The organism is Sphingobium sp. LMC3-1-1.1 (assembly GCF_040676285.1).
In the GTDB taxonomy this organism is placed as follows: domain Bacteria; phylum Pseudomonadota; class Alphaproteobacteria; order Sphingomonadales; family Sphingomonadaceae; genus Sphingobium.
The window spans coordinates 120497-141441 of record NZ_JBEGHQ010000067.1 but is presented as its reverse complement, the minus strand read 5'-3'; the positions used below and the strand labels follow the sequence as shown (position 1 = coordinate 141441).

Below are 20945 nucleotides of genomic sequence, written 5' to 3'. Positions count from 1 at the left end.
ATCGAAGGGACGTCAAATCGCCTTCAACGGCGGCATCAGCATCGTTCCGGCTTGATTGAAGGCTTCACAAAAGACTACGGCGTGCACCGGCTGATGTGGTTCGGGAACGGCGGTTCGATGGAAGAGGCGATCCGGCGCGGGAAGCAGATCAAGAAGTGGAACAGGCAGGGGACGATCGACCTGATCGAGCGGGATCATCCCGAATGGCGTGATCTCGCCCTTGATCCGGTTTTTGAGCCTCTGGAGCGTCGGGGCGTCGATTGGGCGCCATGAAATTTGAATAGTGCGGGAGATGGGTTCCCGCCTTCGCGGGAACGACTGTGATGAGTGAGACTGCCAATCTGAAAGCCGGCCTGATCGCCGACATCGCCGCCGCCGATACGCTGGAGGCGCTGGAGGCGCTGCGCGTCGGTGCCATGGGCAAGAGCGGCGTGGTGACGGGGCTGCTCAAGACCCTTGGCGGCATGAGCCCGGAGGAGCGGCTGGAGAAGGGACCGCCGATCCAGGACCTGCGCGAAAGCGTGACGGCGGCGCTGGCCGACAGGAAGGCCGCGCTGGAGCAGGCGGCGCTCGATGCGAAGCTCGCGGCCGAGAAGATCGACATGACCTTGCCCGCCGAAACGGGGCCGCAGGGGTCGGTCCATCCGGTCAGCCAGGTGATGGACGAGCTGGCGGAGATTTTCGCGGACCTTGGCTTCTCCGTCGCGACCGGGCCGGAGATCGAGGACGATTGGCATAATTTCACCGCGCTCAACATTCCGGAGACCCATCCGGCGCGGGCGATGCATGATACCTTCTATTTCCCGGATGGGCCCGATGAGAATGGGGCCGGGAAGAAGATGCTGCTGCGCACCCATACCTCCCCCGTGCAGATCCGCACGATGATGAACGCGGCGCCGCCGATCCGCATCATCGCGCCAGGCCGGGTCTATCGGTCGGACAGCGACGCGACGCATACCCCGATGTTCCATCAGATCGAGGGGCTGGTGATCGACAAGGGCATCACGCTCGGCCACCTCAAATGGACGCTGGAAACCTTCCTGAAGGCATTTTTCGAGCGTGACGACATCGTCCTGCGCCTGCGGCCCAGCTATTTCCCCTTTACCGAGCCTTCGGTCGAGGTCGATGTCGGCTATACGCTGGTGAGCGGCCAGCGGGTGATCGGCGGCGACGGCGATGCGCCGGGCGGCGGCTGGCTGGAAGTGCTGGGCAGCGGCATGGTCAACCGCCGGGTGATCGAGGCATGCGGCCTTGATCCGGACGAATGGCAGGGCTTTGCCTTCGGCACCGGCGTCGACCGGCTCGCCATGCTGAAATATGGGATGAACGACTTGCGCGCTTTCTTCGACGGCGATCTGCGCTGGCTGAAACATTATGGTTTTTCGGCGCTGGACGTGCCGACGCTGAGCGGAGGAGTGGGCGCATGAAGTTCACGCTGAGCTGGCTCAAGACGCATCTCAACACCGATGCCGACCTGCCGACGATCCTCAAGGGCCTGACCAATATCGGGCTTGAGGTCGAGGGCGTGGAGAATCCGGCGGAAAAGCTGGGCGCCTTCCGCATTGCGAAGGTGCTGACGGCGGAACGCCATCCGCAGGCGGACAAGCTGCAGGTGCTGACCGTGGACGCGGGCGACGGCGCCCTGCAGGTCGTCTGCGGCGCGCCCAATGCGCGGGCGGGACTGGTCGGCGTGTTCGGGACCGAGGGCGCGGTGGTGCCGGTCAATGGCATGGTGCTGAAAAAGACCGCCATTCGCGGCGTCGAATCCAATGGCATGATGTGTTCGTTCCGTGAACTGGAACTGGGCGAGGATCATGACGGGATCATCGAACTTGGCGCCGACGCGCCGGTGGGACAGGTCTATGCCGAATGGGCCGGGCTGGACGATCCGGTCATCGACGTGTCGATCACGCCCAACCGGCAGGATTGCATGGGCGTGCGCGGCATCGCGCGCGATCTGGCGGCGGCGGGCCTGGGCACGCTGAACGCGCTGATCGTGCCGACGATCGAGGCGGCCGGACCCGGACCGGACGTGCGGATCGAGGATGCCGATGGCTGCCCCGCCTTCTTCGCGCGCACGGTCAGGGGCGTGAAGAACGGCAGTTCGCCCGAATGGATGGCGAAGCAGTTGAAGGCCATAGGGCAGAAGCCGATCAGCACGCTGGTCGACATCACCAACTATATCATGATCGATCTCGGCCGGCCGCTGCATGTCTATGACATGGCGACGCTGAAGGGCGGGCTGGTCGCGCGGCACGGGCGGCCAGGCGAGCAGGTGCTGGCGCTGAACGGGAAGACATACGCTATCGACGACAGCATGACCGTGATCGCGGATGACGAGGCGGTGCACGACATTGGCGGCATCATGGGCGGCGAGCATTCGGGCGCGCAGGACGGCACGACCGACGTGCTGATCGAATGCGCCTATTTCACGCCGGAACGGATCGCGGTGACGGGGCAGAAGCTGGGGCTGACCAGCGACGCCCGCGGACGGTTCGAGCGCGGGGTGGACCCCGCCTTCCTGGACGACGGCCTGTCGATCGCGACCTATCTGGTGACGCATCTGTGCGGCGGCAGCGCCAGCGAGGCGACGCGTGCGGGCAATCCGCCCGTGGTCGCGAAGACCGTGACCTATGATCCGGCGCAATGCCTGGCGCTGGCCGGGGTCGACGTGGCGGACGCCGAGCAGAAGCGCATCCTGGAAAGCCTGGGCTTCGCGGTGGAAGGCCATGACGCCACCTTCGAATATCAGGATGGCGTGCCGGTCACGACCCCGGCCACATGGACCGTGACGGTGCCGAGCTGGCGGCGCGACGTCGACGGCTGGCCCGACATTGTCGAGGAAGTCGTGCGCATCGTCGGGCTGGACCAGGTGCCCTCCACCCCCCTGCCCCGCGCCCCCGGCGTCGCCAAGCCGACCGCCACGCCGGAGCAGGCGATCGAGCGGCGCGTGCGCCGGACGGCGGCGGCGCGCGGCCTTGCCGAAGCGATCAACTGGTCCTTCATCTCGGAAAAGGAGGCCGCTGCGGTCGGTGGCGGGGCATGGACCCTGGCCAATCCGATTTCGGAGGATCTGAAGGTCATGCGGCCTTCGCTGCTGCCCGGTCTGCTTTCCGCGGCGCGGCGGAACGTGGATCGCGGCGCGGCTTCGGTGCGGCTGTTCGAACTGGGCCGCCGCTATCAGGCGGACAAGGAACGGGCGACGGTCGGCTTCGTGCTGGCTGGCGAGAAACTGGCGCGAGGCTGGCAGACGGGGAAGGCGCAGCCCTTCACCGCCTTCGATGCCAAGGGCGAGGTGACGGCGCTGCTCGCCGCGGCGGGCGCGCCCGTCGCCAATCTCCAGAGCTTCGGCGAGGCGTCCGGCGGCTATCATCCGGGCCAGTCGGGCACGTTGCGGCTGGGGCCGAAGACGGTGCTGGCGGAGTTCGGCGTGCTGCACCCCAGCCTGGCGAGGCAGTTCGGGCTGACCGGCACGGTGGTCGCGGGCGAAATCTTCCTGGACGCCATCCCCGCCAAGCGGGCCAATGGCTTCATGCGCGCGCCCTATGCGCCGCCTGCCCTTCAGGCGGTGAAGCGCGACTTCGCCTTCCTCGTCGATGAAGCCGTCGAAGCCGACGCGCTGGTCCGCGCCGTCAGGAATGCGGACAAGAAAGCGATCGTCGACGCGCGGCTGTTCGACGTCTTCGTCGGCCCCGGCGTGGACGAGGGCAAGAAGAGCCTGGCCGTCGAGATCACGCTGCAACCCGGCGAAAAGAGCTTCGCGCAGGAGGAGCTGGACGCGATCAGCGCGGCCGTGGTGAAGGCGGCGGCAAAGCTGGGCGGCACGCTGCGGGGATGAGACTGTTCGCCGGGATGGAGGGGAAAGCGCGGCTCGCCGGCCTTTTCCTTCTCGGCGGCATGGCGGCGCGCGGCGTGGGGGAAGCCATGATCCGCGCCGCACTGGTCGTGCCGGGTTCCGGGCGGGAAACGGCGCGGAACATCAGGGACTTTCCCTGGGCCTATCGCATGGCGGAGGCGAGCGACCTGGTCATGATCTGCGCCATGCTGGCGGCGACCGTGCTGCTTTACGCGCTGTTCGCGCCGGTGGGGAGGCATGTCGCGCGGATGGCGGCGCTGCTGTCCGTCATCGGCATCGCGGCGCTGGCGGCAGGCGGCATCCTCGCCATGGCGCCGATCGTCCTGCTGGATGGGGCGCCGCATCCGGGCATCGGCATGGCGCAGACCTATTCCCTGGTGGAACTGACCCTGCTGCTGCGGGATCAGGTTCAGCATGTCGCGCGCATCCTTCTGGGACTGGGCCTGCTTCTGACCGGGTTGCTGGCCTATCGCTCGCGGTGGTTTCCCCGCGCATTGGGTGCGGCGCTGCTGTTCGGCGGCTCGCTCCAGGCGGTCGTCCGGCTGGTGACCCTGATCGCGCCGGACCTGGCCGACGCGACCGTCATTCAGGCCGACATCGTGGCGGTGCTGGCGGAGGCGGTCTTCGCGCTATGGCTTATTTTTTCGGCTCGTCGGCCTTTTCCTCCGCCGTCGGCGGGGGGCTCATGATCTTGCACCCCTTGGCGTCGGCCAGGCCGCGCAGATAGCCGCGCCGGGCTATGCCGGCCGTGACGGCGGCTTGCAGGCGACGCTCGGCCGGCGCGGCGCCGCTGATTTCCCGCACGAGGCCGCGGAAGGGGATGATCGAGTTGACGATCGTCTTGCCGACTGCCTCCGCGATCTTGCCGGTGCGGTTCTCGTTCGCCTTCTGCCCCACGGTAAAATCAGGGCCAAGCACCAGGTTGAGTTCATCGAGCGAGCCCTTGAGCGCCTTGCAGGTCCGTACGGGCGGGCGCTTATAAGGGTCTTCGACCGCCTGCTGGAGCACGTCGGGAATCTTGTCCTTGTCGATGCCGACATCCCGCGCCGGCTGGGTCGCGATGCTGCCCGCCTTCTTCAACGTATCGTCCTTCTTCTCCTGTTCCTGGGCCAAGGCGCCCGTGGAACAGAGCAGAAGCGCAACCACGCCGATCCATTTCATCCGATTTTCTCCCTGCTGCTTCTTCAACCCCTTGAGATAGGGCGTGGTTCCGCGCCCGCATCGCCGCTATGCGGGAGGGTGAGGAGATTGCGGCATATGGCGGACGAATTCATCACCATCGGGTCGGGCGATATGAGCGCGGCCATCAACCCGCTGGGGGCGGAGCTCTGGTCGCTCAAGGACCGGGAGGGACGCGAACTCATGACCGATGCCGATCCGCGCTGGTGGACCGGCCATGCGCCGCTGCTCTTTCCCTTTGTCGGGCGATCGCGCGGGGACGTCTATCGCTTCGAGGGACGGGATTATCCCATGCCGCAGCACGGCTTTGCGCGGCGCAGGGTCTTCGATGTGGTCGACCGGAGCGGGGACGCCGTGACCTTCCGGCTGGAGGCGGATGCGGAGACGCGGGCGGTCTATCCGTTCGACTTCCGGCTGGACATGCGCTTTGCGGTGGAGGGTGCGGCGCTGCGAATGACCGCCACGGTCGTCAATCGGGGGACGGGCGCCCTGCCCTTCTCCTTCGGCTATCATCCTGCCTTCGCCTGGCCGTTGCCCTATGACGGGGCGGCGGAGGAGCACCGGGTGCTGTTCGAGAAGGCCGAACCCGCGCCGATCCGCAAGGTGGGGGACGAACCGGGCCTGATCGCCCGGGAGAGCATCGCCTCGCCGGTCGAGGGCAATCTGCTGGCGCCTGCCCATGCGATGTTCGAGGGCGACGCGCTGATCTGGGACCGGCTGGAGAGCCGCAGCCTGTTCTGGGGCGTGCCGGGCGGCAAGGGTCTGAGGATCGATTTTCCCGATACGCCCTGGCTGGGACTGTGGCAGAAGCCGGGCGCGCATTATCTCTGCGTCGAGCCGTGGGCGGGGATGGCCGATCTGGTGGGCTTTGCGGGAGATGTCTGGGAAAAGCAGGGGATCATGCGGCTGGCGCCGGGGGCGGAGCGGGCCTTCCGGATGGACGTGACGCTGGTGGACCGCTGATGCCTCTGTTCTTTTCCCTCATTCCCGCGTAGGCGGGGATCGACCCCCCGGCCCAGTTCCCGGCCTGACCGCCTGGCGCCGGCGCGGGGATGACGCATTTCCAGACAGAATGAAATTTCATGACCATTCCTTCCCGCCGCACCTTCGCCATCATCTCCCACCCCGACGCGGGCAAGACCACGCTGACCGAGAAACTGCTGCTGGAGGGCGGTGCGATCCATCTGGCCGGGGAAGTCAAGGCCCGCGGGGCGAACCGGCGCGCGCGATCCGACTGGATGAAGATCGAGCAGCAGCGCGGCATTTCCGTGACCAGCTCCGTCATGACCTTCGAGCGGGACGGGATCACCTTCAATCTGCTCGATACGCCGGGGCACGAGGATTTTTCCGAGGACACCTACCGCACGCTGACTGCGGTGGATTCCGCCGTGATGGTGATCGACGCCGCCAAGGGCATCGAGCCGCAGACGCGCAAGCTGTTCGAGGTGTGCCGGCTGCGCAACGTCCCCATCATCACCTTCATCAACAAGGTCGATCGTGAAGGACGTGACAGCTTCGCGCTGCTCGACGAAGTGGCCGACGCGCTGGCGCTGGACGTGTGCCCGATGAGCTGGCCGGTCGGCATGGGCGGCGAGTTCGAGGGGATTTACGATTTCGCCAGGAACCGCCTGCGCCAGCCTTCGGGCGCGAGCAAGGAATTTGAAGGCAAGGAGGCCGTCTTCTCCGGCGTCGTCGACGACGCCCTGGCCGGGCATCTGTCCGAACAGGGGCTGGCGCGGCTGCGCGAGGAAGCCGAACTGGCAGTGGGCGGCTATGCCGATTTCGACCTTGCCGCCTATCGCCATGGCGACCTGACCCCGGTCTATTTCGGATCGGCGCTCAAGCTGTTCGGCGTGACCGAGTTGATCGACGCGCTGGCCGCCCATGCGCCGCCGCCGCGCGCCCAGCCCGCCGAACCCGCGCCGGTCGAGCCGGAGAACAGCGAAGTCACCGGCTTCATCTTCAAGGTCCAGGCCAATATGGACCCGCAGCATCGCGACCGGATCGCCTTCATGCGGCTCTGTTCGGGCAAGTTCAAAAGGGGCATGAAGCTGACGCCGAGCGGCAGCGGCAAGCCGATCGCGGTGCATTCCCCCATCCTCTTCTTCGCACAGGACCGCGAGATCGCGGATGAGGCCTTTCCGGGCGACATCATCGGCATTCCCAACCATGGCACGTTGCGCGTCGGCGATACGCTGAGCGAGAAGGCGGGGGTGCGCTTCACCGGCCTGCCGAACTTCGCGCCGGAAATCCTGCGGCGCGTCGCGCTGAAGGACCCGACCAAGACGAAGCAGTTGCGCAAGGCGCTGGACGACCTTTCCGAAGAGGGCGTGATCCAGGTCTTCTATCCGGAGATCGGGTCGAACTGGATCGTCGGCGTGGTCGGACAGTTGCAGTTGGACGTGCTGATCTCACGGCTGGAGGCGGAATATAAGGTCGCGGCCGGGCTGGAGGCCTCCCCCTTCGACACCGCGCGCTGGATTTCGGGCGATGATGCGGCCGTCAGGGACCTGGTCGCGTTCAACGGCGCCAATATGGCCAAGGATCGCGACGGCAACATCGTCTTCATGGCGAAAAGCGCCTGGGATATCGGCTATCAGCAGGAACGCCATCCCAAGGTCAGGTTCAGCGCCACCAAGGAGCGGTAAGGCCGCGGGTGCAGGGGGCATGAAGCAGGAGGCAGGCGTGCAGGATTCCATGACGCGACGCGGCGTTCTTTCCGGAGCAGCGACAGCGGGGGCCCTGGCCGGCGCCGCCCCGTTTTCCCTGGCGGCCGCGGCCGACGCGCAGCCAGCGCCGAGACCGCCGCGTACCGAGTGGATCTATGACGCCGTCGTGCTGCTCCAGAAGGAAATACCGCATGGCCAGACGATCCGCGGCAAGCGTTTCCGCGTACCGATCATCGGCGGGGATTTTTCCGGGCCGTCGATACGCGGAAAGATCATACCGGGCGGGTTCGACTGGCAGCTCCTTCGTTCAGACGGCTATTGGGAGATCCAGGCGGAATATTTCATGGAAACGCATGACGGGGCGCAGATCCATGTGCTCAATCGTGGTCTCTGGCACAGCCCGAACGGCGACTGGCCGGCCGACTACAACATTTCCACGCCCCAGTTCGAGGCGCCCGACGGCCCCTATGCCTGGATGAACCAGTTCATCTTCACAGGGACGATCGGCCCGGCCGGAACGGCAGAAGCGCCGGGGGTGAAGCTGTCCATCTTCCGGCTGACCACGGGCTGAGGCCCGCGGGTCATTTCCTGCGCCGGGCGCCGGCGGATCAGAATGTCGAAAGTTTCAGTGTCGCCATGATCCTGCGGCCGGGCATGACGACATCATCCTTGTTGAGCGACGTGGCCAGGCGCTGCACGTCATTGGTGAGGTTCTGGCCGGTGATCCCCAGTTCGATGCCCGGATATCGGGCAAATGGCCTGAACGCGATCTGGCCGTCCAGCGAGACATAAGCCGGCGTCGGCGTATCGAATTGACCCGCCTTGTCCTGCCGTCCGGCATAGATGAGGTTGAAGCCGGCGTCGAGGCGATCACCCGACCAGTTCAACCCTCCCCCGATGCGATAGGGCGGTATGCGCGGCACATTATTGCCGTCATCCAAGGTCGCGCGGGTATAGTCCCCCAGCATGTCGAGGCGGAAGGTGCCATGATCGGTCTTGACCAGATCATAGCTGGCCTCCGCCTCCAGCCCCCGGAAATGGGCGCCCTGCTGCCGATAGTTCAACTCGCGCAGGCCGCCATTGCCGCCCACCGAGCAGATGCCCGTATCATCACAGGTCCGGCCCGTCAGATCGCCATAGATATAATTGCGGAACCAGCTGCTGTAGACGCTCCCGTCCAGGTGGAAGCCGCCGCTGCGGATCCGCAGGGTGCCCTCCAGCGAATTGGCCCGCTCCATCTTCAGGAAAGGATCACCCGTTTCGAAGGTGTCGGGGCCATCATGTCCGCCGCGCGCGAAGAGTTCGGCCATGGCGGGCGCCCGTCCCGTGCTGGAGAAGGTCATGCCCAGCTTGATCGCGGGGCTCACCGTATAGAGCGCGCCGACAGCGCCGCTGATCGGGGTGAATTCCCGCCTTGTGAACAGATCGGATGCCGGCGTACCGCTGATCTTCACATTTTCGATGCGGCCGCTGGTCTCCAGGTGCAGCCGGTCGCCCAGGCGGGTATCGGCGAAGAGATAGCCGGCGAAGCTTTCCATGGTCGAGGGGAAGAGATAGCTGCTGTCATCGCCCACCGCCGAATAGTCGCGATGCTGATATTCCACACCCAGCGCCGAATTGTCGACAAAGCCGATCCGGTTGAGCAGCAATTCCGCCCGGCCGTTATATTCCTTGTTCCTGAAGGTGGTGAGAATGGTGCCATCCGGGTCCTTCTCATCATGCTTGTAGTTCGAATAGCTGCCGTCCAGACTGAGCGACTTGAACAGGCCGCTGCCCAGGCTGAATGACGACTTGGTCATGACCTTGGTCTGCCGCATGTCGATATAGCTGCTGTCGCTCGGTATGCCGTAGCGGGCGTCATATTGCGTCACGGCCACGCCGGCATGGCTGTCATTGCCCGAACCGAAGAAATAGGATCCGCCCAGCGATCCGCCATGTCCGTGAAAGAAGCTGTTCTGCTGGACGCCCAATGGCGTTTCATAATCGCCCGCGTCGCGGATGAAGCCGTCGGCATGCAGGGCGAACTGGCCCAGCGACGCGTCGACCATCCCTGCGCCCTGCCAGAGGTCCGACACGCTGCCATAGCTTCCTTCCACTTGTCCCGAAATCGGGTGTTCGGACAGGGCGTTGGGCACGCGGTTGTTGATCACGTTGACGACGCCGCCAATGGCCTGGCTGCCATAGCGGAGCGTCCCCGCGCCGCGCACGACCTCTATGCTCTGCGCCGCCAGCGGGTCGATGGGGATGCCATGATCCGGCCCTATGTCGGACACGTCGGAAACGCTCGTCCCATCCTCCAGGATGCGAACGCGGTTTGCGTCAAGGCCGCGGATGATGGGGCGGCTGGCGCCCGTCGCGAAACCGCTGGCGGCGATGCCCGGCACGCGCGCCAGCGCATCGGAGATCGTGGCGCCGCCCTGACGGCGTATCTGGTCCGCATCGACCCTGGCGACGATGGAAGGGGTGTCGTCACGTTCGTGCGCGATCGGCGAGGCGGTGACGATGATATTGGCGCCGGGGTTCGTCCCGGCCGAAGATGAAGGCGCGTCATCCGCGAGCGCCGGAAAGGTCATGAACGCAGCCGCCGCTGCGCCCCCGAAAAGCATGGCACGCATGGGAATACTCCAGGAAATCGGTTTGATTCCCCGACAGGCGCGGTCGCTTCGCCGCGCGCAGGGAATATCAGGCGATGAGAACCGGAGATTCCGGCGGCGCGCGGCTGTGCCATATATGACCTGTCGATGCGACGGTCAGGAAATGGAGCGAAACATCGTCATGCCGCACGTGAACCGGCGTCCGATTCGCCATCACGCGAACCGGCAGCGGCGGAGCAGACTCTGCCTGGAATTTCAGGTCGCAGAGCTTGCAATAGCTGAAAAGGAAAGCCGGTTTGCCCGGCTGATGCGCGAACCGCGCCGAATGGGACGGGGCGAGATGGTCGGCATGGCCGATTTCGCGATGGACCTGCACCGCCAGCATGGTGGAGATGCACATGGCCAGGATGGCAAGTATCACCAGGATGCTGGCGCGACTTCTTTCGGAACGGGATGAGCCCGGCGGGTTCAAATGGCTGGTTCCGAATGGTGAAGCACGATCCTGGCTCTACAAAAGGTCGGGGACCGGACACAAATTAAGATTATGTAATATTATCCCATAGCGTCGGCGCCCGCATCTTCAGGGCCGGTTTCGACCTGCCTTCATCCGTTGATCGGGATTTGCATGGACCGGGCAACAAGCCGGCGCAGCCAGAGCAGGGCGGGATCCTGTGACTGGCGCGCGCGCCAGGCCATGTGGATGGCGACGTCGGGAACGGCAACCGGCAACTCATAGACGGCCAGATGGCCCTTCTCCTCCTCCCGAAGAACAGCCGCCGGTACTACCGCGAGGAGGTCCGTCCCGATCACGACGGATGCAACGACCATGAAGTGCGGCACGCGGAGCATGATCCTGCGGCGCAGGCCCATCGTTTCGATCAGGGAATCGACATTCGCGCCCGTGTCATGACCGACGTCGACGCCGACATGTGGCAGCGCAAGGAAGGATTGAAGCGTCAGCCCTCCCTGCAACGCCGGATGCGCCGCATCGGCGATGCAGACCAGCTTGGCGGTCTGGATAACCTCGCAATGCAATCTTTCGGGAAGGTTCGGGAAGACTCCAACGCCGAGATCGGCCGCGCCTGACAGCAGATGCTCTATGCCCTCGCGCGCTCCCGATGCCAGTATGTCGATGTCGATGCCGGAACCCTGCGCGCGAAGACGGGGGATCAGTTGCGGCAGCAGGCGAGCCGCGCTTGCGTCCGACATGGTGAGGGTGAAGCAACGGCTGGCCGTCGACGATTCAAAGGCCGGTTCGGTATCAAGCGCCGAACGCAGGCGGTCGAGGGCCCCACCTATCGGATCGGCAAGCGCCAGCGCGCGGGGCGTGGGCTCCATAACCCCCCGGCGCCGGGTGAAGAGATCATCGCCCAGCACGGCGCGCAGGCGGCGCAGCGCATGACTCATCGCTGGCTGACTAAGCCCGACCCGGTCGCCCGCGCGCGACAAATGACGATCCTTCATGAGCGCGTCGAAAATGACCATGAGATTGAGGTCCATGGAAGCCAGATTGAGCGGTGCCGTCATAGGAGGGATATAGCAGCCGCTGCCTGCAGCCCCAAGGGCATCGACCGGGCCGTTTTCGGGACAGCACCCCCGGCGCGGCATCCAGCGCGCTGTCCCGCATGCCTCAAAAGAAACAATGCAAATCAGGCCACATTATTCATCCTGCGAATAATGCGGTGCGAACATGCGATTTGCCTGCGGCGTACAAGATGGATTTAATCCCGGAACAGAGGCTCAACGAGGGCCCAGGGGAGGATCCATGAAAACATTATTTCTGGTCGGCACCGCGATCGCCGCCATGTCGGCGCCCGTGCCGCTCGCAGCGCAGGAGGCAGCGCCGGATGTTGCCCAATCCCATTCACTTGCTGGCCCGGCACCGTCTTCCGACGCGAATGGCGGGCTTGCGGACATCATCGTGACCGCGCAGCGCCGCGCCGAAACGGCACAGCGCGCAGCGGTCGCGATAGATGTTGTCTCGCCGCAGGAGCTGACCCGCGCGGGTGTCGTCACCGCCACCATGCTCAACGCGACGGTTCCTGCGCTTACGGTGCAGCAGGGAGGCGGCGCAAATACCACCTTCTTTGTTCGCGGTGTCGGCAATTTCACCAACAACGGCTACTCGGACCCGGCGATCGCATTCAACCTGGACGGCATTTATCTCGGCCGGCCGACCTCCACGACGGGCACCTTCTTCGATCTCGAGCGGATCGAGGTGCTGAAGGGGCCGCAGGGGACGCTTTACGGCCGCAATGCCACGGGCGGCGCCATCAACGTCATTCCGGCGAAGCCCCGGTTGGGAGAGCGAACCCTCTCTGTTTCCGGCAGTTTCGGAAATTACGATGCGATCGATGCCGAAGCCGCCGCCAATTTGCCGATCGGTGACAATGCGGCCATACGGATTGCCGGCAAGGTTGTAGACCGGAAGGGTTACAACGAAGACGGCACGTCCGACGAAGTGGGGCAGGCGGTTCGGGCGCAATTGCTGATAAAGCCCAGCCCGGCCGTCTCCATCCGCCTGAGCGGTGATTATTCGCATCAAGGTGGCGCAGGCGTCGGTGCGAGTTATGTCGGCACGGAAAATTTTACGCCCGGCACCCCGGCGACGTCCATCTCGCCGCCAAATTACAGCTTCACGGCTGCTGGCGTCGATCCCTTCAGCGGGCTCCTTTCGCCAGCCGGCAGCGCCTATTTTGGGCATGCCGTCATTCCGGGAACTTTCATCAATCCCGCCCCGCTGGCCTCCCCCTATCTGAATAACAGATATTGGGGACTGACGGCGGAGATCAACGCCGATGTGGCCGGAGGGACGTTGACGATCCTGCCATCCTATCGACGGGCGAAACTGGACAATCTGTTCAATGGTCCTTCATTCAGGGGCTCACTCAACAGTGAGGATGACCGGCAGTTCAGCACGGAGTTACGGTTCCAGGGTCCACGCCTGGGTCCGATAGACTGGCTGGTCGGCGGCTATTATTTCAACGAAACCGTAAAGGGCCTGTACGGGATCAATCAATATCAGATCATTTCCTTCCAGGACTTCACATCGAAGACGAAGTCCTATGCCGCCTTCGGCCGTGTCACGGCGCATCTGAGCGACAGTCTGAGATTCGTGGCGGCGGGGCGCTACACCCATGACGGCAAGGATTTCAACGGCGGGGCGGACACGCTTATCGACCTGTGCACCAATGCGCCGCCCCCATTCGGTCCTGGCTGCTTTGGCGGACCATCGCTACCCGTCGTCCAAACCCTGGCGCAGGTGCCCGGCGCGCCGGCCATGCCCGGCCCAGCCAATGCGGTTCCCTATGGCACCGCCGGCAACATCCTGTTCTACATTCCAAATCAGGTGAATGCGGGGATCGACAAGGGCCGCGTCACCTATCGACTGGCGGCTGAATATGACCTGGCGCCGGCTTCGTTGCTTTATGCCAGCTACGAGACGGGCTATCGTTCCGGCGGCTTTTCCAATGCGCCTGGACACGAAACCTTCGAACCGGAATATGTGGAAGCCTGGACCATCGGGTCGAAAAATCGCTTCTTCGATCGCCGCCTTCAGTTCAATGTGGAACTGTTCCACTGGCGCTACCGCAACCAGCAGGTGTCGCATTACGGGTTGGACGCCAATAACAGCACCAATTATTTTACCGAGAATATAGGACGCTCGACGATCAAGGGCGTCGATGTGGAGGCGCAGTGGCTGCTCACTCCAACGACGCGACTGAGCGGGACGGTCCAGTATCTCGACGCCAGGGTCAAGCGCTATACCTATAACAGCCCCCGCGATGCGACCTCACCGCCACCCGCGGTGGGCTGCGCCGTGACGCCGACGACAGCGAACGGCGCCCCCGTCTATGCGATCGATTGCGCGGGCAAGCCGAGCTACAATTCGCCGCGTTGGTCGCTGAACGGCGGGATCGAGAAAAGCATCGCGCTAGGCGCCCACAAAATCGTCCTGAACGGTGATGCGCGCTACCGTTCCAACAGCGTCATCGGCTTTGAATATCTGCCGCAGCAGAATAGCGGTGCGTTCTGGACATTCGACGCCTCCGCCACCTTCGGCGCGGCGGACGATCACTGGGCGGTCACGGGCTTCGTCCGCAACCTGACCGACAAGGCGGTGCCCCTTTTCACACAGTTCGTCGCTCCGGCCGGCGGGGTCATCTCTTCCATATATGCGCCGCCCCGCACCTATGGCCTGCGCGTCCGATACACATTCTGACAGATCCGGAGAGAGTGCGATGTTGAAAATGATCATTGGCGGCCGCCGCCGCGCCGGAATGACGCACCGCGATTATCTGAACTACGCCCAGCATGTCCATGGCGGGACGGTAGCGCATAATCCCGGTTTCATGCTGGGCTATATCCAGAATCACGTCGTCGACGCGGTATATGGCAGCCGTGGCGAAGGCTGGACGCCGGGACCCGATTTCGACTCTTTCAGCGAAATCAGCTTCCCGGATGGAGCCGCGTTCGCGCGCTCCATCGCCGACCCCTATTATCGCGAGACTATCCAGCCCGACGAGTTGAACTTCGTCTGCCACAGCGCGGTCATCCTGCTTGCCACGCGGGTCGAGGAGGTGGCGGTGACCATGCCGGGCGACGCGCCGGTCAAGGTGATGCGCTTTCTGGCGAGCAACGGTGCGGCGTCCGCCGAGACATTCGATGCGGCCTGGTCGCAGGAAATGGCCCGAATTGCCGATCATCCGACCCTGGGTCCATCGATCCGCCGGATGACCCGCAGCATCAGCATAGCCGGCGAGCCGGACGCGAACCTGCCCGCCAATTTCGTCGCCAACGCGCCGCTCAGCCCCTATGCCGGCGTCGAAAGCCTCTGGTTCGACGGCGATGCAGGGTGGAGCGCCATCGAGGCCTATCGCGCCGTCATCGAAGAAGCTGGATCGCACCTTGCCGGCATGTTGGACCGCCGGAGGGAGGTGCTCTTCATGGTCGAGGAACGCACTATCGTCGCCGATCGCGGGACGACGGACGCAGTTGATACGCGCAGCGCAGTGGAGATGTCATGATGGTCGAATTTCTGGAAAATCGATGGTACCAGCTTGCCTGGGCCGAGGAACTCGCGGATGGCGCAGTACTCAGTCGTCAGGTCGTCGGCATACCCATGGTCGCCTTTCGCACCGAATCTGGCGACATCGCCGTGCTGGACAACCGCTGCCCCCACCGCTTCGCCCCCCTCAATGAAGGCAAGCGGGAGGGGGATACGATCGCCTGCCCCTATCATGGGCTGGTCTTCAATGCCGCAGGGCTTTGCGTTCACAATCCGCACGGCGCGGCGACCAGTTCACTCAGCGTGACCAGCTATCCCGTGCTGGAACGATATAAGGCGGTCTGGATCTGGGTAGGAAAGAACAGCCCGGATGAGAGCGTGCTGCCCGACCTGTCCTTCATTGACGCCGCGCCCGAGATCGCGCAGCTGCGGCTATACACCCTGGTGGCGGCGAATTACGAACTGCTTTCGGACAACATCATGGACCTGAGCCATGCGGATTATCTTCATGCGAACAGTCTGGGCAGCGGGTTCAACACGCGCGCCAAATCGACCATGGAGGAATATCCAGATCATTTTTCGATAGCCTGGCGATCCGACAGCGACGAGCCGCCGCCGGTCTTCCACATGGAGTCCCCGGCAAAGCTGTGGACGGAGGTGGATTGGTATCCGCCGGCGCTGATGGTCCTGCGCGCAGGCGGCCATCCCGTGGGCAAGCCCGAACAGGGCATAGACAGCCTCAATCTTCACAACATGACGCCGGAAACGGAGACAACGACGCATTATTTCACCTGTAACGCGCGCAGCTTCCTGGTCGATGACGCCGATTTCACCGCCATGTTGCGCGATCAGCTCATCCATGCCTTCCAGTTTGAGGACAAGCCGATGATCGAGAAGATCCAGCGCCAGATGGGCACGCCGGACCTGTGGTCATTGGAACCGAAGATGCTGCCGATCGACAAGGGTGCGGTACAGGCGCGACGTCGGCTCGCCAAGCTGATCGAGGCCGCGAAACAGGGCTGAGGAACAGGTCCGGTCCGCTGTCCGTCGGAGAACTCGGGCGGCAGCGGATCAGAGATGCGATGAATCAGGCACGCGCCATTCCGCCCGGATCGAGATTGATAGACATGTCCTGGGCAGGAATAGTGATTCACAAGATGCCGCCGCGCAAATGGGAGAGAGGCTGGGACGTCCGCATGTAGGAGCGCGCCGCTCTCTGGCGCGGCACGCATGCGGGGCTTCGACATGCCGGTAATCCTCTTCCGCGAGTCCTGACGGTTGGGAGAGAGAGCTTGCAGATACAGACGCTTCCCAAGAATGTGCCGGCTGAACTTGTGGTCGATGCCAACATCTATGCCCTGGAAGGCGGCGAGCGCGACCCCCAGATGGCGTGGAAGGCGCTGGACATAGCGGGCAACCCAGGCCTGGTCTGGACGCCTCACAATGGCGGCCACTGGATAGCGACCTCTGCACCGCTGATCTGGGAACTGTTCGCGGATGTAGACCGCCTCTCCGCGCGCAACCTGTCGGTTCCGCCAAGCGACAGCCCGCTCAAGATGATCCCCAACGAGTCGGACGATCCCGAACATCATCATTACCGCAAGATCGTGCTGCCATTCGTCAGCCCCAGGGCGGTAAAGCGCCTGACCGACGACGTGCGCGGCCTCACGGCGGCATTGATCGACGGGTTCCAGCCGCGCGGACGCTGCGAGTTCATGACCGAATTCGCGCGTCATGTTCCCATGCGCATCTTCCTCTCTCTGGTCGATCTGCCCGATGAAGACCGCGAATGGCTGGTCGACGTGGCCGACAAGTCGGTGCGGCCGAAATCCACGCAGGAAAAGGAGGAAAGCCAGAGGTCGATGGCGGGCTATCTGCAGTCGTGGATCGACAAGCGGCGGGCAGATCCGGGCGAGGACCTGTTGAGCGCGATCATTCACGGCACCGTCGGCGACAGGCCGATGAACGAGCTTGAGGTGATGGGCGAGTGCATGGACGTCATGTTTGGCGGGCTCGACACCGTCGCGAGCATGATGGGATTCATCATGAAGTTCCTGGCGACCCATCCGGACCATTATCGCACCCTGGTGGAACAGCCCGAGAAGATCACCTTCGCGGTCGAGGAAATCCTGCGCCGCCATGGCGTCGCGACGGTGGCCCGCCGGGTGACAGCAGATATCGTGCATGAAGGCGTGACCGTGATGGCCGGCGACATGATCGTGCTGCCGACCTGCCTCCATGGGCTGGACGAGAGCCGCTGGCCTGACGCGCTCAACGTGGATTTCGACCGCAAGCGCGAAACGCACTGCACCTTCGGCAACGGCATTCACAATTGCCCGGGCGCGGGGCTGGCGCGCAGCGAGCTGGCGATCATGCTGCACGAATGGACGAAGCGCATCCCCGAATTCACGCTCGATCCGGGGAGCCAACCCCTCGCCGCCACGGGTGCGGTGAACGGGATGGTCCGGCTTGACCTGGTCTGGCCCCGATAGGCTTCGTCCGTAAGGCGCAGGCGGGTTTTCGGGTTGTGGCTGCCTTTCTGCGCAGCGCGGAGGTTCAGGTCCGGACGATCAATGTTCCGGCATTGCGCCCGTTGAAAATGTCGACGAAGGCGTCGGGTATGCGATCGAACCCGTCGCGCACATCATGCCGACTGCGCAGGCGCCCTTCAGCCGCCCAGCGTCGGATCGACGCGATCGCGGACGCATAATCGTCGGCATGGTCGCCAACCACAAAGCCCTGCATCCGGATCCGTCCATAGACCAGCTTCATCATATCCCTGGGGCCGGCCGCCGGACTGTTCGAATCATAGGCGGCGAGCTGACCGCAAAGCACGATCCGGCCATGCGGCGCCATCCGGTCGACGGCAGCCTGCAACACCTCCCCACCCACATTGTCGAAGAAGATGTTTATGCCGTCGGGACCGGCATGCTTCAAAGCCGCCGGAAGGTCCGCCGAACGGTAGTCGATTGCGACTTCCACCCCGGCCTCCTGTGAGAGCCAGCGGCATTTGTCCGGACCGCCCGCCACCGCAATGACCCGGCAGCCCGCGATTCGGGCCATCTGGCACACCATCGCCCCGACCGATCCGGCGGCGCCGGATACCAGCACGGTCATGCCGGGCCTTGGTTCCCCCACCGCGAAGAGACCGAAATAGGCGGTCAGGCTGTTGGGCGAGTAAAGCGTCATCGCGTCGACCGGATCCATCCAGCTCTCGATCGGCGTGACAGGGACAACCGCCTCATCCGGGCGCAGGACGGCATAATCCTGCCAGGGCGCCACGGCCGTGGCCCACTGTCCGGGTTCAAAGCGTGCATGACGAGAGGCAAGCACTTCGACCGCCGCCATGCCCCGGATCGGATCGCCGATGCCGATCGCGCCGCGATAGCTGCGTTCGGGCGGGTTCAGCCAGTTGCGGATCGTCGGCGCGCAGGAAATGATCCGGGTGCGGACGAGAATGTCGCCCTCCTGCAACGCGGGCGTATCGAACGCCTCCTCCCGATAGGCGAAGTCGCTGGACCGCACCGCGCCTTCGGGCCTGTGCGCAAGCACCCAGGAACGGTTGAGGGTCACGACCTGTCGCCGAACCGCCGCCCTCCCTCCGCCAGATGCACGAGCAGCGATGCAGGGCGGAAGGTTTCACCATGCACCGCTTCCAGCCGGCGCATGTCCGCGACGATCCGGTCCAGTCCGACCTGATCGGCCCAGAAGAGCGGCCCGCCGCGATAGACCGGCCAGTTATAGCCAAGCACGGCGGCTATATCGATGTCGGATGCGCGCAACGCGATGCCTTCTTCCAGGATCTTCGCGCCCTCGTTGACGACCGGATAGAGCAGCCGCGCGAGCAGCGCCTCATCGCCCGCCGTGGGGCCGTAAGCGATGCCCTGGGCCGCGGCGACCTCTTTCACCAGGCTGGCTGTCACGTCCGAAGGACGCGATCGCCGCTTCTCATCATAATCATAATAGCCCGCGCCCCGTTTCTGGCCCAGCCGGCCGGCGGCAACCAGGTCGCCCATTACGGTCCGTTCCGTCGCGTTCCGACCGATGACGTCCAGCCCGACCAGATCCATCATCTGGAAATGCCCCATGGCAAAGCCATAATCGACAAGCACGCGGTCGATCTCCGCAATCGGCGTGCCTTCCAGCATCATCGATTCGGCCTGCGCACCACGCGGCGCCAGCAGCCGGTTGGCGATGAAGCCGTCGCACACGCCGCTGAGCACCGCCACCTTGCCTATCCGCTTGGCGAGCCGCATCGCCGTGGCGACCACCGGCTTCGACGTTTCCGCCCCTCGCACCACCTCCAGCAGGCGCATGACATTGGCGGGCGAGAAGAAGTGGAGACCAACGACCCATTCGGGCCGGCTGGTCGCCGCCGCGATGCGATTGAGGTCGAGGAATGAGGTGTTGGACGCCAGGATCGCCCCCTGTTTCGCAATCCGGTCGAGCCGGGCGAAAATGTCCGTCTTGACGTCCATGCTTTCGTAGACGGCCTCGATGACGAGATCCGCGTCGGCAAGCGCAGCCAGGTCGAGGCTGGGTGAGATAAGGCCCATGCGCTGCTCCACCTGCGCCGCCGTCATCCGCCCCTTGGCAGCCGTCGCCTCATAGTTGCGGCGGATGGTGGCGATGCCGCGATCCAGCGCTTCCTGGCTGGTTTCCACCAGCGTGACGGGAATGCCGGCATTCAGGAAGTTCATCGTGATGCCGCCGCCCATCGTGCCCGCGCCGATGACGCCCGCCGATCGGATGTCGATCGCGGATGTATCGGGACCGATGTCGGGAATGCGGGCCGCCCCCCGCTCCGCAAAGAAGACATGGCGCTGGGCGGCGGACTCAGGACTGGCGACCAGTCGTTCGAACAAGGCGGTTTCCTTTGCCAGCCCCTCCTCGAAGGGAAGAGTCACTGCCGCCTCGACAGCCTCGATGATGGCGGCGGGCGCGACAAATCCCTTGAACCGACGGGCGTTTGCGGTGGCGAAGGCGGTGAAAAGCTCCGGGCGATCCCGATCGCCCTGGAGGGCGTCGGCGCGATCGCGTACCCGCGGCTTCGCACCGCCATCGGCCACGATGCGGCGCGCGAAGGCCAGCGCCTCCTCCCGCAAGGCCGCATCATCGACCACCGCATCGACCAGCCCCAGCGAAAGGGCTTCGGTAGCCTTGATCTGCCGCCCGGACGTAATGATTTCGAGCGCTGCCTCCGCACCGACGATCCGGGGCACCCGCTGGGTGCCGCCCGCACCGGGAAGCAGGCCCAGATGCACCTCCGGCAGGCCGACCTTCGCGCTCTGCGCCACCACCCGATAGTGGCAGGCAAGCGCCAGTTCGAACCCGCCGCCCAGCGCCGTTCCGTGAATGGCAGCGATGACGGGCTTGGGCGCATCGTCCAGCATGGCGCACAGGTCGGGCAGGGATGGCGGCTGCCAGGGATGGCCGAACTCGGTGATGTCCGCCCCGGCAATGAAGGTCCGTCCGGCGCAGAGCAACAGGATGGCGCCCACCTCTCCGTCATCGAACGCCTTTTCAAGTTCGGCCTGCAATCCCCGCCGGAGGGACGCGGAGAGCGCGTTCACCGGCGGGTTGTCGAGCGTGATGATGGCGACGCCGTCGGCGACGGCGCTGGTTGCGGTCTGCTTCAT

At 64.6% G+C, this 20945-nt stretch carries 17 protein-coding genes; 11 read left to right on the top strand and 6 right to left on the bottom strand.

The window, feature by feature from the left end; all coding sequences use genetic code 11:
- Nucleotides 1–81: 81 nt before the first annotated feature.
- From MRBLMC3_RS20630 to MRBLMC3_RS20615, 4 genes are read left to right on the top strand one after another with little or no spacing between them, the layout of a single operon-like run.
- A complete protein-coding gene (locus MRBLMC3_RS20630; protein WP_363831957.1) occupies nucleotides 82–273 on the top strand; it encodes a hypothetical protein in 192 nt (63 codons plus the stop codon).
- A 50-nt stretch (nucleotides 274–323) separates the two neighbouring features.
- Nucleotides 324–1427: a phenylalanine--tRNA ligase subunit alpha gene (pheS, locus tag MRBLMC3_RS20625; protein WP_363737912.1), complete on the top strand. Its 1104-nt coding sequence runs from the start codon at nucleotides 324–326 to the stop codon at nucleotides 1425–1427.
- Complete coding sequence (pheT, locus tag MRBLMC3_RS20620; protein WP_363831955.1) at nucleotides 1424–3838, top strand: phenylalanine--tRNA ligase subunit beta; 2415 nt, start codon at nucleotides 1424–1426, stop codon at nucleotides 3836–3838. The genes pheS and pheT overlap by 4 nt, the downstream gene beginning before the upstream one ends.
- A 14-nt stretch (nucleotides 3839–3852) precedes the next feature.
- Nucleotides 3853–4545, top strand: a complete 693-nt coding sequence (locus MRBLMC3_RS20615) for a DUF4386 domain-containing protein (protein WP_363831952.1) — start codon at nucleotides 3853–3855, stop codon at nucleotides 4543–4545.
- Here MRBLMC3_RS20615 and MRBLMC3_RS20610 read toward each other — a convergent pair.
- Nucleotides 4493–5017 (bottom strand): hypothetical protein, encoded by a 525-nt coding sequence (locus tag MRBLMC3_RS20610; RefSeq protein WP_133653224.1) that lies wholly within the window; start codon nucleotides 5015–5017, stop codon nucleotides 4493–4495. The genes MRBLMC3_RS20615 and MRBLMC3_RS20610 overlap by 53 nt on opposite strands.
- A 96-nt stretch (nucleotides 5018–5113) precedes the next feature.
- Between MRBLMC3_RS20610 and MRBLMC3_RS20605 the strand changes: the two genes are divergently transcribed.
- The 3 genes from MRBLMC3_RS20605 (at nucleotide 5114) to MRBLMC3_RS20595 (ending at nucleotide 8275) form a co-directional block, all read left to right on the top strand.
- Nucleotides 5114–5998 carry an aldose 1-epimerase family protein gene (locus tag MRBLMC3_RS20605; protein ID WP_363831949.1) on the top strand — a complete coding sequence of 295 codons (885 nt, stop codon included), beginning with the start codon at nucleotides 5114–5116 and terminating at the stop codon, nucleotides 5996–5998.
- A gap of 119 nt (nucleotides 5999–6117) precedes the next feature.
- On the top strand, nucleotides 6118–7683 hold the full coding sequence (locus MRBLMC3_RS20600; RefSeq protein WP_363831947.1) for a peptide chain release factor 3: 1566 nt from the start codon (nucleotides 6118–6120) through the stop codon (nucleotides 7681–7683).
- 19 nt (nucleotides 7684–7702) lie between these two features.
- On the top strand, nucleotides 7703–8275 hold the full coding sequence (locus MRBLMC3_RS20595; protein ID WP_363756165.1) for a DUF3237 family protein: 573 nt from the start codon (nucleotides 7703–7705) through the stop codon (nucleotides 8273–8275).
- Between the two features lie 37 nt (nucleotides 8276–8312).
- Here the strand turns inward: MRBLMC3_RS20595 and MRBLMC3_RS20590 are convergent, their stop codons facing one another.
- The 3 genes from MRBLMC3_RS20590 to MRBLMC3_RS20580 all read right to left on the bottom strand — a co-directional run bounded on the left by MRBLMC3_RS20590 (nucleotide 8313) and on the right by MRBLMC3_RS20580 (nucleotide 11798).
- Nucleotides 8313–10319, bottom strand: a complete 2007-nt coding sequence (locus MRBLMC3_RS20590; protein WP_363831944.1) for a TonB-dependent receptor — start codon at nucleotides 10317–10319, stop codon at nucleotides 8313–8315.
- Nucleotides 10320–10386: 67 nt separating this feature from the next.
- Nucleotides 10387–10719 carry a hypothetical protein gene (locus MRBLMC3_RS20585; protein ID WP_363737900.1) on the bottom strand — a complete coding sequence of 111 codons (333 nt, stop codon included), beginning with the start codon at nucleotides 10717–10719 and terminating at the stop codon, nucleotides 10387–10389.
- Nucleotides 10720–10901: 182 nt separating this feature from the next.
- The gene (locus MRBLMC3_RS20580) at nucleotides 10902–11798 is read right to left on the bottom strand and encodes a LysR family transcriptional regulator (protein WP_363831941.1); all 897 of its coding nucleotides are present in this window, start codon (nucleotides 11796–11798) and stop codon (nucleotides 10902–10904) included.
- 265 nt (nucleotides 11799–12063) lie between these two features.
- On the opposite strand from MRBLMC3_RS20580, the gene MRBLMC3_RS20575 reads away from it, so the two are divergent.
- The 4 genes from MRBLMC3_RS20575 to MRBLMC3_RS20560 all read left to right on the top strand — a co-directional run bounded on the left by MRBLMC3_RS20575 (nucleotide 12064) and on the right by MRBLMC3_RS20560 (nucleotide 17798).
- Nucleotides 12064–14520 carry a TonB-dependent receptor gene (locus tag MRBLMC3_RS20575; protein ID WP_363831939.1) on the top strand — a complete coding sequence of 819 codons (2457 nt, stop codon included), beginning with the start codon at nucleotides 12064–12066 and terminating at the stop codon, nucleotides 14518–14520.
- A 19-nt stretch (nucleotides 14521–14539) separates the two neighbouring features.
- Nucleotides 14540–15325: an EthD domain-containing protein gene (locus MRBLMC3_RS20570; protein WP_363831937.1), complete on the top strand. Its 786-nt coding sequence runs from the start codon at nucleotides 14540–14542 to the stop codon at nucleotides 15323–15325.
- Nucleotides 15322–16329 (top strand): aromatic ring-hydroxylating dioxygenase subunit alpha, encoded by a 1008-nt coding sequence (locus tag MRBLMC3_RS20565; protein ID WP_363831936.1) that lies wholly within the window; start codon nucleotides 15322–15324, stop codon nucleotides 16327–16329. Before MRBLMC3_RS20570 ends, MRBLMC3_RS20565 begins: the two co-directional genes overlap by 4 nt.
- A 269-nt stretch (nucleotides 16330–16598) precedes the next feature.
- A complete protein-coding gene (locus MRBLMC3_RS20560) occupies nucleotides 16599–17798 on the top strand; it encodes a cytochrome P450 (RefSeq protein ID WP_363831935.1) in 1200 nt (399 codons plus the stop codon).
- 64 nt (nucleotides 17799–17862) lie between these two features.
- On the opposite strand, the gene MRBLMC3_RS20555 is transcribed toward MRBLMC3_RS20560, so the two are convergent.
- Both MRBLMC3_RS20555 and MRBLMC3_RS20550 read right to left on the bottom strand, forming a co-directional pair.
- Nucleotides 17863–18879: an NADP-dependent oxidoreductase gene (locus tag MRBLMC3_RS20555; protein ID WP_363831932.1), complete on the bottom strand. Its 1017-nt coding sequence runs from the start codon at nucleotides 18877–18879 to the stop codon at nucleotides 17863–17865.
- Nucleotides 18876–20945: a 3-hydroxyacyl-CoA dehydrogenase NAD-binding domain-containing protein gene (locus MRBLMC3_RS20550; protein WP_363831929.1), complete on the bottom strand. Its 2070-nt coding sequence runs from the start codon at nucleotides 20943–20945 to the stop codon at nucleotides 18876–18878. The genes MRBLMC3_RS20555 and MRBLMC3_RS20550 overlap by 4 nt, the downstream gene beginning before the upstream one ends.

Excerpts from the sequence above, each read along its gene's own strand:
- pheS (WP_363737912.1), top strand. The coding sequence starts at position 324 with ATGAGTGAGACTGCCAATCTGAAAGCCGGCCTGATCGCCGACATCGCC.
- pheT (WP_363831955.1), top strand. The coding sequence starts at position 1,424 with ATGAAGTTCACGCTGAGCTGGCTCAAGACGCATCTCAACACCGATGCC.
- MRBLMC3_RS20615 (WP_363831952.1), top strand. The coding sequence starts at position 3,853 with ATGGAGGGGAAAGCGCGGCTCGCCGGCCTTTTCCTTCTCGGCGGCATG.
- MRBLMC3_RS20610 (WP_133653224.1), bottom strand. The coding sequence starts at position 5,017 with ATGAAATGGATCGGCGTGGTTGCGCTTCTGCTCTGTTCCACGGGCGCC.
- MRBLMC3_RS20605 (WP_363831949.1), top strand. The coding sequence starts at position 5,114 with ATGGCGGACGAATTCATCACCATCGGGTCGGGCGATATGAGCGCGGCC.
- MRBLMC3_RS20600 (WP_363831947.1), top strand. The coding sequence starts at position 6,118 with ATGACCATTCCTTCCCGCCGCACCTTCGCCATCATCTCCCACCCCGAC.
- MRBLMC3_RS20595 (WP_363756165.1), top strand. The coding sequence starts at position 7,703 with ATGAAGCAGGAGGCAGGCGTGCAGGATTCCATGACGCGACGCGGCGTT.
- MRBLMC3_RS20590 (WP_363831944.1), bottom strand. The coding sequence starts at position 10,319 with ATGCGTGCCATGCTTTTCGGGGGCGCAGCGGCGGCTGCGTTCATGACC.
- MRBLMC3_RS20580 (WP_363831941.1), bottom strand. The coding sequence starts at position 11,798 with ATGGACCTCAATCTCATGGTCATTTTCGACGCGCTCATGAAGGATCGT.
- MRBLMC3_RS20575 (WP_363831939.1), top strand. The coding sequence starts at position 12,064 with ATGAAAACATTATTTCTGGTCGGCACCGCGATCGCCGCCATGTCGGCG.
- MRBLMC3_RS20570 (WP_363831937.1), top strand. The coding sequence starts at position 14,540 with ATGTTGAAAATGATCATTGGCGGCCGCCGCCGCGCCGGAATGACGCAC.
- MRBLMC3_RS20565 (WP_363831936.1), top strand. The coding sequence starts at position 15,322 with ATGATGGTCGAATTTCTGGAAAATCGATGGTACCAGCTTGCCTGGGCC.
- MRBLMC3_RS20550 (WP_363831929.1), bottom strand. The coding sequence starts at position 20,945 with ATGAAGCAGACCGCAACCAGCGCCGTCGCCGACGGCGTCGCCATCATC.